Genomic DNA, 14,357 nt, shown 5'->3' on the forward strand with positions numbered 1-14,357 from the left:
CAGCGCAAAAACGCCGATACTCACGCCAAGCATACTGAAAATACCAATAAGCGAAACGAAGAGACTCTTTCGCTGAGCTTTTATTTTTACTCACAACAGGTTGCCCTGGCTGTGCTTCTACAAGCTTTTTGCTATCTTCAATAACCCTTTTTACGTGTGGCGGGCGTTTTACAACCTCTCCTGTAGCTTTAACCTGCTCTGGTTTCTTAGGTGCATCACCAGTTTTCCTTGCTTGCTGTGGGCGAGCTGGCCTTTCGGTTCTGCCTGTAGTAGCATTATTGCGCTGGTTAGGGGTTTTCTGATTGCGGTTAGCTTTGTTTCTTTTATCATCCAAACGGGTCAGGCTATCTTGTCCTACCACATTTTCATAATCAAGCACTTTTTCAATCACTGCTGACGATTCTACTTCAACAGCCTCTTCTTTAAGGTTAACCGGTTTTTGTCCACGTTTGTTCATGGCCATAATTTCTTTCACCCTATCCACTTTCAAGGGAATCCAATCTTCCTGGTTAGCATAACTAAACCACATCAGTTTCTTGAAAATATCCGTTTTTTGGTGACGTGCTACACCAACTTCTGTTTGTAAGCTTTCAATACGGTCTGGAATATCTTTTAAAGCATCCAGGTAAGTATCCAGCTCATAGTTTAAGCAGCATTTTAATTTACCACACTGACCAGCAAGCTTTAAAGTATTTAAAGACAGGTTCTGGTACCTTGCCGCAGCCGTAGAAACGGTTTTAAAGTTGGTTAACCACGTTGAGCAGCATAATTCTCTACCGCATGAACCAATACCACCTAATCTTCCGGCTTCCTGGCGCATCCCAATCTGGCGCATTTCTATCCTGATCCTAAACGTTTCCGCCATTTTCTTAATCAGTTCTCTGAAATCCACACGACCTTCAGCAGTGTAGTAAAAAGTAGCTTTGGTTTTATCACCCTGGTAATCTACATCGCTGATTTTCATCGACAAGCGCAGGTCCAAGGCTAATTTACGTGCTTTATGCATGGTTTCCCATTCCATATCCTTGGCCAATTTCCAACGTTCCACATCTGCTTCAGATGCTTTACGGTAAATTTTACGCGTTACCTGGTCAAGGGTAGTTTTGCGGCGCTTCATTTGCGTTCTCACCAACTCTCCTGTTAAAGAAACGTGGCCAATATCATAACCTCCTGTTGGTCCTTCAACGGCAACAAGCTCACCAATCTCCAGGTAAATGTTATCATTATTGAGGAAAAACTCCTTTCTGGCGCCTTTAAATTTAACTTCGACTACTTGAAAAGGTATATAATTGGAAGGCATATCTAAATTCGACAGCCAATCGTAAACTTCTAATTTCTGGCAGCCTCCAGTAAGGCAATTGCCATTACTTTTGCAGCCTGCAGGGGCGCAACCGCCTCCTGTTGAACAACTTCCACATCCCATAATTATTTATATATATATTGAGTCCCTTTCGGGAGCGTTTTAAATTTGATTATTTTAACCAATTGTAAAGATACATCTAAAAACAGAATTTTAGGATTCGCATTCCGTTCGATGTGATAATGAGCAGCTTCCAGCTCCGCAATAATGGCCGCAGCCATATTGATATCAAGCACATTGGCCGACAACTTTTTCGCCGTTTCCAATGCTCTTGGTGGTAATTTCACCAGTTCTTCGGCACCACTTAAAATGATGCTGCACTCCCTGAGGAAACTGATGCCGTACTTTAAAAAGTTTTTTTGATTTTCTCTGCCCCAGCTTGCCGCCTGGTCTACAAAAGCCAGAAGATCTAAACCTTTGTTGCTATAGCCCATTCTTAGCCACCCGGCAAATTTCTCTGCATGGTCATTTTGGGTATTCTCCACCAAAAGTTTGGCCTCAATTAAATTGCCATCTGCCAGAAAACTATATTCCTGAGCCTGCTGTGCTGATAGACCATGGTTTTCCATCAGGTAATTTTCTATGGTCGCATGGGGCAGTTTGGGTATTTTGACAATTTGCGTCCTTGATAACAAAGTAGACAAGATTTGCTCCTGGTTATTGGCCACCAATAAAAAGAGGGTGTTCATTGGCGGTTCTTCAATAATTTTCAATAAAGCATTGCCTTCTTTATCCAAAAATTCTGGCAGCCATAAGATCAAAACTTTAGTTTCGCCTTCAAAAGCTTTATAACTTAGTTTTTTGATGATATCATGACATTCGGCGATATTGATATTAGCCTGTTTATTTTCTGCCAACAGCTGTGAGCGCCAGATGTCAAGGTCAAAATAGGGATCTTTGAGCAGCATTTTTCGCCACTGTCCTAATACATCTGTGGCTAACTTCACATCCTTAGAAGCGAAAAAAGGATAAGAGAAATGCAGGTCTGGATGGATATAACGACTATATTTCCTGCAGGAAGCACAAGTACCGCAGCTGTCAGTATCCGTTTTTTGAAGGCAGTTGATGTATTGCGCATAGGCAATGGCCAATGGTAATGCACCACTGCCCGAAGTAGAAAGAAATAGCTGAGCATGGCTCACTCTATTTTCAACAACTGTTTGTATCAATTGTTGTTTTATAGCTTCTTGTCCTATGATCTCTTTAAACTGCATTTGGTGCAAAATACTAATTTTTTAATATGGTTTTGCATATTTGTAAAATGGCACGTATTATCGCATTCGATTATGGTACCAAGCATATCGGGGTTGCCGTTACAGATCCACTGCAAATTATTGCGACCGGTTTGGACACTATACACCCCAAGGAAATCCTGGAATATTTAAAAAAATACTTACAAACAGAACAAGTGGAAGCCTTTGTTATTGGAAATCCCAAGCAAATGGACGGCTCACCATCAGCATCTTTTCAGCATGTAAAAGGTTTCTCTACCAGCTTGAAAAAGAATTTTCCAGACATTCCACAATTCTGGGTAGATGAGCGCTTTACCTCTAAACTTGCACAGGAAACGATCATGAAAAGCGGCCTTAAAAAGCAGGACCGCAGGAACAAAGAAAGGGTGGATACCATTGCGGCAACCATCATCCTACAATATTTCATGCAAGAACAGCGTTAATTAAACCCATATGAGCATGATAAATGAAGACCTGCAGCAATTATTACTGAAGTATTGTGAGCCCGAAAGCGAGCTGCTCCAGAAAATTGACAGGGAAACAAACTTAAAGGTGCTGATGCCACGTATGCTCTCCGGACATTACCAGGGTAGAGTGCTCAGTATGCTAAGCAAGCTTATTGCACCACAGCGCATTCTGGAAATAGGAACTTTTACGGGCTATGCAACACTTTGTCTAGCAGAGGGTTTACAACCGGATGGAATTCTTTACACATTGGACATCAACACCGAGTTGGAAGATATGGTTCGGAAAAGTTTTGCACAATCCAGTTACGACAAACAAATCCAATATATCCTTGGTGATGCCACAACAACAATCAACACCTTAAACGAGGTTTTTGACCTTGTTTTCATTGATGCGGATAAAAAAAATAATGGTACTTATTACGATTTAATTTTCGACCGCGTGAGGCCGGGAGGGCTCATAATTGTGGATAACGTTTTGTGGAGTGGAAAAGTACTTAGTAATCAACAAGATAAAGACACAAAAAATATTGTTACATTTAATGATAAGATAGCAAAAGACAATCGGGTAGAGAAAATGATCTTGCCCGTTCGCGACGGAATATTCATCATAAGAAAAAAATAATATGATTAAAAAGCTAATGTTTATCTGGATAGCCTTGCTGTTTACAGCAACTGCATCCCACGCTCAAACCACGCTACAATACATCAACAACAATGCAGCTTATGCGCAGCAGCTGATGCGGGAAAACCGGATTCCGGCAAGTATCATTCTCGCTGTTGCTATTCATGAATCGGCTGCCGGCACCAGTAAAATCGCCAAGTACCTTAACAATCATTTCGGTGTAAAAGGGCAAAACTCCAGTAAAGAAATTAAATCAGCTTACAAGGGCTACTCTTCGGTAGAGGATTCCTACGATCACTTCATTGATGTACTTCAAAACAAATCGGCTTTTAGCCGTCTTTTTGACAAGTACGATGAAGATGATTACGTAGACTGGGCAAAAGGTATCCAGCGCGGTGGGTATGCACACAGTAAACTGTGGTCTACCAAAGTGATTGCGCTAATTAAAAAATATGAGCTTTTTAAATACGATACCAAGCATGGTCAGTATTTAAATGCTGTTCTACCCTTATCAAAGTTAAAGTAAATAATGAAATACAAGTTACTGTTTTCCCTTCTGATCATCATTTTAGGTTCGTGTACATCAAGAAAATATAGTAAAAACAACCGGCAGATAGAGAAACAAGCAACGAAAAGCAATCCTGATTACACCGCATATTCTACATTGAGTTACATTGATGCTTTTAAAACTGTAGCCATTGAAGAAATGAACTTGTATGGCATTCCGGCAAGCATTATCCTGGCACAGGGAATCCTTGAATCCGGCAGCGGAAACAGCAGCTTAGCTAAATATGCAAACAATCACTTTGGCGTAAAATGTACTTCTGACTGGAAGGGCAAGGGTTATTATAAAGATGACGATCAGCAAAATGATTGCTTCCGTGTGTATAAAGATGCCCGGGAATCTTATAAGGACCACTCTGAATTTTTAAAAAGGAAACGTTACAGCTTTTTATTTGAGCTCGACAAAAATGACTACGTCAATTGGGCACATGGCTTAAAACAAGCTGGCTATGCCACTAATCCTCAATATCCTAATTTATTGATCAACCTGATCAATAAATACAAGTTGCATCAATACGACTCTCCGGAAACGGAAAGAGAAAAAATCCTTCGCGAAGACCGTGTATTTACCGAGATCAATGAAAATATTCCGTTGGAGAAACAAAAATTTAAACCTGTGGATGTGCCTGAGGCTAAAAAAATAATTGCAGGCGCAGAAACCAGCAAGAATAATAGCACAGGCAGTGTTACAGGCAAAAAGTTTCACACGGTACAGTCAGGAGATACCTTGTTTAACATCTCTAAACGCTATAACCTGACCGTTGATGAACTGAAAGCATTGAACAACCTTTTTGATGTAGGTATTAAAATAGGACAGCAACTACAGGTAGTTAAATAATGTTAATATAAAACATGACATCTTCTGATGTCGTAGTTTTGCAAATAATGAAACTTACAGGACTCTATATATTTTTCTTAATGCTCTCCTGCAGCGCCCTGGCGCAAGAAAAAACTTTCCCTGGATTTGTGATGGATAAAAACACGCACCAGCGACTGGCAAAAGTGTATATCTATAACTCCCGTACAGATGCTGCGGTTTACAATAACAATAAAGGTGAATTTACATTGAAGGCCCTCCCTGGCGACACTTTATTTGCTGCCCTGCAAGGCTATGCCGTTGATACCATTGTTTATAAAGGACAAAACGCTGTATATTTCCAACTTAATCCTCTTTTCATCAGGTTAAAAGAAGTGAAAATTATCGGCAGCATGCCAAACCCTAAAGAGCAACACGAGAAAACCCTTAAAGAATATAAATATGCTTTAGACAGGGGCAGCTCCAAAGACTTGCTCAACCTTGGCGGTGGTGGCGTAGGTTTGGGCATTGATGCCATTTATAACCTTTTAAGCAGAAAGGGCGCTAATGCACGCAGGCTGCAGGCTATTCTGGAGAAAGATTATAAAGAACAGATCATCGATTTCCGCTTCAGGCCTGAATTTGTACATCGCATGCTTGGCATCAGCGATTTTGAGCTCACCGACTTTATGCAACAATACCGGCCAACCTATGAATTTGTATTGGCAGCATCAGATTATGCCTTCATCGTGTTCATTAAAAATAATTACAAAGCCTATAAAAGAAATCGGGCGGCATTACGTTTAAAACCCCTGCCACAACCGGTTATTGAGCAAATAGCCCCTTAATAAAATACTAAAATGTCATTTTGTTCCCTTTTTGGTCTTCGATAAGGAACATTTTTGTTTTCTTTGTATTAATGAAAGGTTTTTATATCAGCATTTTACTGACTTTTTTAGCATCGGCAGGCCTCATGGCCCAGGAGATAGACACCGTACCTATTAACACGAAGGATCTTCAGATCAAGTTGAAACGCAGTCCCCTGCCATCAAAACCGGGTACACTTACTTTTACCCCTCTTTCTATACCTCCAAAAGTGGTGAGTTCCAAAATTAATTATTGGAATACCAAAACCTCTGTGGGCATTAACCTTAACCAGGCTGCTTTTAGTGACAACTGGACAGGTGGTGGTGTAAATTCATTAGCCCTTGCGGGAATTATCAATTATAGGACTGAATACAGAAAAGAGGATTTCAGCTACACCAGTGAGGTTATTTTAAACTACGGAAAAGTAAAGAATAAAAACCAACTGGAGAAGAAAACCGTCGACAGGATTTACTGGGATCATAAAGCGGCCATGCAGTTGTCTAAAAACTGGTATTTCTTTGGATCCGTAAACTTTGAATCGCAGTTTGACAAAGGTTTTTCTTACAAAAGAGAAAACGATGTAGAAAGTACAGATAAATTGCTTTCAAAGTTCATGTCACCGGGTTATCTAACTGAATCTATAGGTTTTGAGTATAAACCAAATTCATACTTTTCCACCAGGATTGGTACAGGTACTGCCCGACAAACTTTTGTTTTAGATACGACCTTATATAGAACTAATAGTAATAATTTTGGTGTCCCAATTGGTTCCACCGTTAAAAATGAACTGGCTTTTCAAATAGTGATCAACTTTGATAAAGACATTTTTCATAACATCAATCTGAAATCTAAATACATGTCATTTATTCCCTATGACAACTTTGGTTACACAAACCATCGTTTGGATGTCGCGCTTACGGCCAAAGTAAACCGTTTCATGAATACTACAATTACTGGTGTTGGGCTTTATGACAGAAATTCACCATCAGATAAGATTCAGGGAAGCCAAACTTTATCGCTCGGACTGATATTTATATTTCCAAGGTAAAAGATTAAGCTTTTATCGCCGTTCATTCGAGCAAATTTAATAACTTTGCCTTCTACAAAAAATTGAACACTAAGTACTAAAGAAAATGTTTGAGAATTTACAGGATAAACTAGACCGTGCATTTAAAGTTCTAAAAGGACAGGGAAGCATTTCGGAGATCAACGTGGCTGAAACCATGAAAGAAATTCGCAAAGCTCTATTGGATGCCGACGTAAATTATAAAACAGCCAAATCTTTTACAGATGAGGTTAAAGAAAAAGCATTAGGCTTAAACGTTCTTACGGCTGTTTCACCGGGTCAGTTGTTGACGAAAGTTATGAACGACGAACTTACGGCCTTAATGGGCGGTGAGGTAACAGACCTTGATTTAAAAAACAACCCTACAATTATATTAATTGCTGGCTTAAACGGGGCGGGTAAAACCACCTTCTCCGGAAAACTAGCTAACTTCCTGAAAAGTAAAGGAAAAAAACCATTATTGGTTGCGGGCGACGTATATCGCCCGGCTGCAGTAGACCAGCTTCAGATTCTTGGTGAACAGATCGGCGTTCCGGTTTATGCCAATAAGGATTCTAAAGATCCGGTTGCTATTGCCATGGAGGGTATAGCTGCAGGTAAATCACAAAACAACAACGTCATCATTATCGATACCGCTGGTCGTTTGGCAATTGATGAAGCGATGATGAATGAAATTGCTGCCGTTAAAGCCAGTACCAAGCCACACGAAATCCTATTCGTGGTTGACGCGATGACTGGACAAGATGCTGTTAATACCGCTAAAGCTTTTAACGACAGGTTAGACTTTACTGGAGTAGTGTTAACCAAACTCGACGGTGATACTCGTGGTGGTGCTGCGTTATCCATTAAGTCGGTTGTTAACAAACCCATCAAATTCATTGGTACAGGAGAGAAAATGGAAGCCCTGGATGTATTTTATCCAGATCGTATGGCTTCCCGTATCCTGGGTATGGGTGACGTGGTATCACTTGTTGAACGTGCTCAAGAGCAGTTTGATGAAAAGGAAGCTGCTGAACTTCAAAAGAAAATTCGTAAGAACAAATTCGACTTTAACGATTTTTACAACCAGATCCAGCAGATCAAAAAAATGGGTAACATGAAAGACCTGATGGGCATGATTCCTGGTGTAAGTAAAATGATGAAAAATGTTGAGATTGAAGACGATGCGTTTAAAGGTGTTGAATCGATTATTCAATCCATGACAAAGTATGAGAAGGAAAATCCGGATGCCATAGGACAAAGTCGACGTATCCGAATCGCTAATGGCTCTGGAAATAAGGTAGAGGATGTAACTAAGCTGATTAAGCAGTTTGAAGACATGCGAAAAGTAATGAAACAATTCTCTAATCCCGCAGCTGCCGCTAAAATGATGAAAAACATGCCTAAAATGCCTCAGGGCAAAATGTAAATATTTAACCACTCCAGGCTTCCATTAACTTACATTGGCTTATTTGATTGACAAATATGCTTGTAAAAACATTTGGAAGTGCCGTCTTTGGAGTCAATGCATTAACCATTACCATTGAGGTTAGCATTGGCGGAGGAAACAGATACCACATAGTCGGTTTACCCGACAATGCCATTAAAGAAAGTTTACGGAGAATTGAAAGTGCCATACAAACTGCCGGGCTGCGAATGCCCAGGCAGAAAATTGTGGTCAACCTGGCTCCTGCCGACATCCGTAAAGAGGGCTCCTCTTACGACCTTCCTATCGCCATCGGAATTTTAGCTGCCTCAGGGCAAATTGAACAACAAGACCTCCATCAATACTTCATCATGGGAGAACTGTCTTTAGACGGCGGCTTACAAGGCATAAAAGGCGCATTACCTATTGCCATACAAGCCCGAAGCGCTGGTTTTAAAGGATTCATCTTACCTATTGACAATTCCAGGGAAGCAGCCATCGTAAATGACCTAGATGTCTATGGCATGAGAAATCTGCGGGAGGTGATTGAATTTTTCACTAACAGCAGTGGCTTTAAACCTGTGGTGGTTAAAACAAGGGAACTATTCTATGAAAACGTGTGTAACTATGAACAGGATTTTTCGGATGTTAAAGGCCAGGAAAACATTAAGCGAGCCTTAGAAATAGCTGCTGCGGGTGGTCATAACCTCATCTTGATTGGCCCCCCGGGTGCAGGTAAAACCATGCTGGCCAAACGGCTGCCTACCATCCTGCCACCACTAAATATTCAGGAAGCCCTGGAGACCACTAAAATTCACTCCGTTGCGGGGAAATTAAATGCAGCAGAATCCTTAATGACCGAAAGGCCATACCGCAGTCCACACCACACCATTTCTGACATGGCACTGGTTGGCGGCGGTGTAAATCCGCAACCTGGAGAAATTTCCCTGGCGCATAACGGCGTATTGTTTCTTGACGAACTACCCGAGTTTAAGAGATCCGTATTAGAAGTGATGCGTCAACCACTGGAAGACAGGCAGGTTACCATTTCCAGATCAAGGTTAAGCGTGGAATATCCCGCTAGTTTTATGCTCATTGCGTCCATGAACCCTTGCCCTTGTGGTTTTTATAACCATCCAGATAAAGAGTGCATCTGTGGCCCTGGCATTGTGCAAAAATACCTAAGTAAAATCTCAGGCCCTTTACTGGACCGTATTGACCTGCATGTTGAGGTAACACCTGTAAATTTTAATGAACTGTCCTCCCTGCAGGAGGCTGAAAGGAGTGCCAGCATCAGGAATCGGGTTATAAAAGCAAGAGAAAAACAGGACCTGCGGTTTGCGGCTAGTACAAGCCTGCATTGTAATGCTCAAATGAGTCCGAATATGGTGAGGAATATCTGTCAGATTAATGACGCCGGGCGTTCACTAATCAAAAAAGCAATGGAAAAACTGGGTTTATCAGCCCGGGCATATGACAGGATACTCAAGGTTTCCCGAACTATTGCAGATCTGGCAGAGAGTGAAACGATAGAAATGGAACACCTGGCCGAGGCGATTCATTACAGGAGCCTCGACCGGGATAACTGGGCGAATTAATCTTCTTCTTCACCAACAACGAAACCCGTAGCCGTGTCGTCCTGGTCGTCACCAACTTCAGCAATATGCGCCAGGATTTCCTTACCTAACAGGTTCACCTCATCATTTGTCTCAAACAGCGGCATGCCTGTTTTGGGATCTAATTTAATCCATTGTAACTCGGTATCTTTTTGAATGTGGAGGTGCTCCTGGCCATCTTTAAAAATAACATACGTATTTTCTCCTTCTGGAAACACTGCATAATCTATGTTGCCTAGGGTAACATCAAATGGTTGTAACATAATCTATCTCTATTTTTTTAACGTGATTAGTTTTTCTATAAATTCAATAAATTTTTTATCGGCATAATTTGCCGCCCCTTCGCCATGGTACACCATATCACCAGCAGTGTCAAGTACCGCGGTTGTGGGCAATGACCCTTTAAAAAGCACGTCCGGAATTGCACTAGCCACCGCATAAACTGGTAATTCATACTTCTTCTTGTCCATATACTTTTGTGATTTTTCGAAATCACTGTCTGCATCGACCAATAAAAATAAGACGTTTGGATTGTTTTTAAACTGTTCATATAATTTGTTTACAGAAGGCATTTCTGCAAGGCAGGGTGGACACCAGGTAGCCCAGAAGTTAATAAAAACAACTTTACCCTTCAAACTGCCTAAATCAACCACTACACCTTTGCTATTCCTAAATTTAACTGATGATAAATTTATTGACTTATCCATTTGTTTTTCTGTGGCGGCAGGCTTAAACAAGCCGATTTTCATCAACCCCTTTATCAGGAAAGCTTTGGCGGAAGGAACAAACAGCAGCACCAAAATGGCTGTAAAGAACAGAAAATTAGTGATTATTTTTTTATTAAAAACTGAAGTGATTTTCGACATATAAACTAATTCAAAACCTGTACGAACATTTGTTGTTTTATGCAGAACAACTAATATAACGGTATGGAAGAGCATAAATATACGGAAATTGCCCCAGGCATTTGGGGACTGAAGATCGTCTTTGTAAATATTTACATGATTGCGACAGGTCCAGAGGACTGGGTTCTGGTTGATGCGGGCGTGCGCGGTAGTGCTTGCCGCATAAAAAAGATGGCTGAGGAGCTTTTTGGCGAAAATAATCCACCGGCAGCTATTGTGTTAACTCATGGACACTTTGATCACATCGGGGCACTTCATGAGTTATTAAAAACCTGGAAGGTGCAGGTGTATGCACACCAGCAAGAAATTCCATATTTAACAGGGTGTACCTCCTTCCCTCCGGCAGATCCATCCGTGGGTGGTGGAATGATGAGCGCGATGTCCTTTCTATATCCAAACAGCCCGATTAACCTGGGCAGCCGTGTACATACGCTGGCAAAAGATGGTACCCTTCCCAATATGCCAGACTGGCAATATATTCACACGCCAGGCCATACGCCAGGGCACATATCGCTGTTCAGGGGCCGTGATAAAGTATTGATTGCAGGTGATGCTTTTGTAACCACCCAGGCCGAGTCTGCATTTAGTGTGCTGACAAATAAAAAGCAAATCTCCGGTCCGCCGAAGTACTTTACACCGAACTGGGTTTCAGCAGCATTATCGGTACGTAAACTGAAAGACCTGAGGCCTGCTATTGCCGCAACCGGCCATGGGCCCACCATGCAAGGCGAAGAACTCACCTCTCAACTGGAACGCCTGGTTGATCACTTTACAGAAATTGCCATTCCAAAACATGGCCGTTATGTGAACGACGGAAAAAACGGCGGACTGAGTAAAGTGATTTTAGGAACGGTGGTGGCACTTTCTGCAATCCTTGCATTTACCGTTGTGCGAGGCTTGAAAAGCAAGTAACCATCACATGAAAAGCAAATAACTGGCTATTGAAAAGCGTGATTAGAAGTCAAAAAAATAACCCGCTACTTTCGCAGCGGGCTATTTTTTATTATAAAAGCTCGGTTTAGATCAACTCTACACTTCTGCTTACAAACTCTGTCAATTCTGCTCCGGTAAGCATGCCTTGCGCTAATAAAGCTAAGTCAACAGCTTGCTTAGCCAGTGTAATCTGCTCTTCTTCACTCTCGCTCTTTAATATACGGGAAATCAATTTATGGTTACCATTAATAGCTACCTTATAATTGTCGGGCATATTACCGTAAAAGCTCATTCCACCGCCCATTTGGGCCATGTCCTTCATTCTACGCATAAACTCGTCCATAGTTACTGTAACAGGGTGTTCATCTGGATTTAAACCTACCACTTCTACATGCATGCCCGGTTTAGTAATCGCTTTTTCAAAAACTTCCTTAACCTTTTTAGTCTGGTCTTCCGTTAACACAGATTCAGCTAACTCATCCTTTTCAATCAACTTACTAGCTACACTGGAGTCTACGCGCTTTAAAGCAGTTTTTTCTAATTTCTGCTCTAAGCTTTGGATAAAATGGTTATCGATCGGAGAGTTCATTAATAACACATCGTAACCTTTTTTATTGGCAGACTGGATAAAACTATCTTGTTTAGCAGGATCATTAGTATAAATATAAACCACCTGACCATTCTTATCGGTCTGTATATCTTTAACTTTTTCCTTGTATTCCTCTAATGTGAAGTTCTCGTTTTTCGTATTGGTCAATAAGGCGAAGTCTTTAGCTTTGTCATAAAACTTCTCTTCGGTCACCATACCATATTTTACGAACAAGCCAATATCACTCCATTTATCTTCATAACCTTTGCGGTCATTTTTAAAGAGTTCTGCTAACTTATCAGCTACCTTCTTAGTAATGTAACTGTTGATTTTTTTCACATTGCTGTCGGCCTGCAAAAAGCTTCTTGAAACGTTTAATGGAATGTCTGGTGAATCAATTACGCCATGCAATAACATCAAAAACTCAGGAACGATATCTTTTACCTCATCAGTAATGAATACCTGACGTGAGAACAACTTGATTTTATTGCGTTGCATATCAAAATCGTTCTTCACTTTCGGGAAGTACAATACACCGGTAAGGTTAAAAGGATAATCTACATTCAGGTGTATCCAGAACAAAGGGTCTTCAGAGAAAGGATATAGTTGTTTATAAAAATCCAGATAATCTGCGTCTGACAAATCTGCAGGTGCCTTAGTCCAGATCGGGTTAGTAGTGTTGATAATGTTATCAACCTCTACTGAGGTATATTTTGGCTTTCCTTCTTCATCTTGCCCGTCTTCTACTTGTTCTGTTTTGGTTCCAAATTTAATAGGAACTGGTAAGAACTTACCATATTTATCAAGGATTTGTTCCAGCTTGCTCTTGCTTAGAAACTCTTCCGATTCTGAATTGATGTGCAGGATAATATCGGTACCGCGAGTGGCCCGCGAACCGTCTGTAATTTCATAAGAGGTACTACCATCGCAAACCCAACGCGCAGGTGTAGCGTCGTCCTGATAACTTAAAGTTTGAATCTCTACCAAATCAGCCACCATAAAGGCAGAATAGAAGCCTAAACCAAATTTACCGATGATTTCATTAGCATCTTTGGCGTCTTTAAACTTCTCTACAAACTCACTTGCCCCAGAAAAAGCCACCTGGTTGATGTATTTTTTGATTTCTTCAGCAGTCATCCCCAAACCATTATCTGAAATGGTAATGGTCTTTTTCTCTTCATCCAAAGCCACTTCAACCATCGGGTTGCCAAGCTCTCCATTGTACTGACCTAACGCTGCCAAACGTTTGATTTTTTGTACTGCATCAACCGCATTGGACACCAACTCCCTTAAAAAAATCTCATTGTCTGAGTACAGGAATTTTTTAATGATTGGGAAAATGTTTTCGGTGTGTATGGAAATACTTCCTTTTTCTTCTATGCTCATATATTTGACTAATTTTTTGTTATACGTTTCCCATCTATCAAGCGTTGTTCCATTCTTAAATATTGTCATTTTGACAGTAAACAGCTTAAGCTACAGTTGCGTATCTTTGTGCCGCATATGGAATATAACGTTCATACCTTACCCAACGGCATTCGTCTGCTGAATGTACCCTCGGCCTTTACCATTTCTCATGCCTGTATCCTCATTAATAGTGGTTCAAGGGATGAGAAAGACGATCAATCTGGTTTAGCTCATTTTATCGAACACCTTATTTTTAAACGGACGGAAAAAAGAAGTACCAATCAAATTTTGAACCGTCTGGAAAGCGTGGGCGCAGATTTAAATGCGTATACTACAAAAGAGTACACTTGTGTACACGCATCGTTTTTAAACCCCTACCTTGACCGAACCCTTGAGCTCTTCAATGATATTATTTTCCATTCTACTTTTCCAGAGGAAGAAATGGAAAAGGAAAAAAGTGTTATACTCGACGAAATCAGTAAGTCGGAGGCCAAGCGGGCTTAGGAAGACAATAGAGAGGGACAACTC

The 14,357-nt window shown here is 40.9% G+C and carries 14 protein-coding genes and 1 pseudogene; 10 read left to right on the forward strand and 5 right to left on the reverse strand.

The features are described from left to right. Nucleotides 1–1,423: regulatory iron-sulfur-containing complex subunit RicT (ricT, locus tag ACR2F3_RS12725; protein ID WP_432710354.1), on the reverse strand; the 1,423-nt coding region annotated here is incomplete at its 3' end. Between the two features lie 2 nt (nucleotides 1,424–1,425). Then, nucleotides 1,426–2,574 (reverse strand): ATP-binding protein, encoded by a 1,149-nt coding sequence (locus ACR2F3_RS12730; RefSeq protein WP_432710355.1) that lies wholly within the window; start codon nucleotides 2,572–2,574, stop codon nucleotides 1,426–1,428. 47 nt (nucleotides 2,575–2,621) lie between these two features. Here ACR2F3_RS12730 and ruvX point away from each other — a divergent pair, with 47 nt between their 5' ends. The 8 genes from ruvX (at nucleotide 2,622) to ACR2F3_RS12770 (ending at nucleotide 9,977) form a co-directional block, all read left to right on the forward strand. Next, the gene (ruvX, locus tag ACR2F3_RS12735; protein ID WP_432710356.1) at nucleotides 2,622–3,035 is read left to right on the forward strand and encodes a Holliday junction resolvase RuvX; all 414 of its coding nucleotides are present in this window, start codon (nucleotides 2,622–2,624) and stop codon (nucleotides 3,033–3,035) included. A gap of 10 nt (nucleotides 3,036–3,045) precedes the next feature. After that, nucleotides 3,046–3,681: an O-methyltransferase gene (locus ACR2F3_RS12740; RefSeq protein ID WP_432710357.1), complete on the forward strand. Its 636-nt coding sequence runs from the start codon at nucleotides 3,046–3,048 to the stop codon at nucleotides 3,679–3,681. 1 nt (nucleotide 3,682) lies between these two features. Further along, a complete protein-coding gene (locus ACR2F3_RS12745) occupies nucleotides 3,683–4,207 on the forward strand; it encodes a glucosaminidase domain-containing protein (RefSeq protein ID WP_432710358.1) in 525 nt (174 codons plus the stop codon). A 3-nt stretch (nucleotides 4,208–4,210) separates the two neighbouring features. Then, nucleotides 4,211–5,083, forward strand: coding sequence for a glucosaminidase domain-containing protein (locus ACR2F3_RS12750; RefSeq protein ID WP_432710359.1), 873 nt, complete (start codon nucleotides 4,211–4,213; stop codon nucleotides 5,081–5,083). 47 nt (nucleotides 5,084–5,130) lie between these two features. Then, nucleotides 5,131–5,889, forward strand: coding sequence for a hypothetical protein (locus ACR2F3_RS12755; RefSeq protein WP_432710360.1), 759 nt, complete (start codon nucleotides 5,131–5,133; stop codon nucleotides 5,887–5,889). A gap of 71 nt (nucleotides 5,890–5,960) precedes the next feature. Then, nucleotides 5,961–6,956, forward strand: coding sequence for a DUF3078 domain-containing protein (locus ACR2F3_RS12760; protein ID WP_432710361.1), 996 nt, complete (start codon nucleotides 5,961–5,963; stop codon nucleotides 6,954–6,956). An 85-nt stretch (nucleotides 6,957–7,041) separates the two neighbouring features. After that, nucleotides 7,042–8,382 carry a signal recognition particle protein gene (ffh, locus tag ACR2F3_RS12765; RefSeq protein ID WP_432710362.1) on the forward strand — a complete coding sequence of 447 codons (1,341 nt, stop codon included), beginning with the start codon at nucleotides 7,042–7,044 and terminating at the stop codon, nucleotides 8,380–8,382. 56 nt (nucleotides 8,383–8,438) lie between these two features. Then, complete coding sequence (locus ACR2F3_RS12770) at nucleotides 8,439–9,977, forward strand: YifB family Mg chelatase-like AAA ATPase (protein ID WP_432710363.1); 1,539 nt, start codon at nucleotides 8,439–8,441, stop codon at nucleotides 9,975–9,977. On the opposite strand, the gene ACR2F3_RS12775 is transcribed toward ACR2F3_RS12770, so the two are convergent. Both ACR2F3_RS12775 and ACR2F3_RS12780 read right to left on the reverse strand, forming a co-directional pair. Continuing rightward, nucleotides 9,974–10,258, reverse strand: a complete 285-nt coding sequence (locus tag ACR2F3_RS12775; RefSeq protein WP_432710364.1) for a hypothetical protein — start codon at nucleotides 10,256–10,258, stop codon at nucleotides 9,974–9,976. The genes ACR2F3_RS12770 and ACR2F3_RS12775 overlap by 4 nt on opposite strands. A gap of 9 nt (nucleotides 10,259–10,267) precedes the next feature. Continuing rightward, nucleotides 10,268–10,861, reverse strand: a complete 594-nt coding sequence (locus tag ACR2F3_RS12780; RefSeq protein ID WP_432710365.1) for a TlpA family protein disulfide reductase — start codon at nucleotides 10,859–10,861, stop codon at nucleotides 10,268–10,270. A gap of 63 nt (nucleotides 10,862–10,924) precedes the next feature. On the opposite strand from ACR2F3_RS12780, the gene ACR2F3_RS12785 reads away from it, so the two are divergent. Continuing rightward, nucleotides 10,925–11,812, forward strand: coding sequence for an MBL fold metallo-hydrolase (locus ACR2F3_RS12785; protein WP_432710366.1), 888 nt, complete (start codon nucleotides 10,925–10,927; stop codon nucleotides 11,810–11,812). A 106-nt stretch (nucleotides 11,813–11,918) separates the two neighbouring features. Here the strand turns inward: ACR2F3_RS12785 and htpG are convergent, their stop codons facing one another. Then, the gene (htpG, locus tag ACR2F3_RS12790; protein ID WP_432710367.1) at nucleotides 11,919–13,808 is read right to left on the reverse strand and encodes a molecular chaperone HtpG; all 1,890 of its coding nucleotides are present in this window, start codon (nucleotides 13,806–13,808) and stop codon (nucleotides 11,919–11,921) included. 117 nt (nucleotides 13,809–13,925) lie between these two features. Between htpG and ACR2F3_RS12795 the strand changes: the two are divergent. Further along, nucleotides 13,926–14,318: pseudogene (locus ACR2F3_RS12795) on the forward strand (M16 family metallopeptidase); the annotation flags it as partial. Between the last annotated feature and the right edge of the window lie 39 nt (nucleotides 14,319–14,357).

Origin of the sequence: Pedobacter sp. (assembly GCF_045627485.1) — a bacterium.
In the GTDB taxonomy this organism is placed as follows: domain Bacteria; phylum Bacteroidota; class Bacteroidia; order Sphingobacteriales; family Sphingobacteriaceae; genus Pedobacter.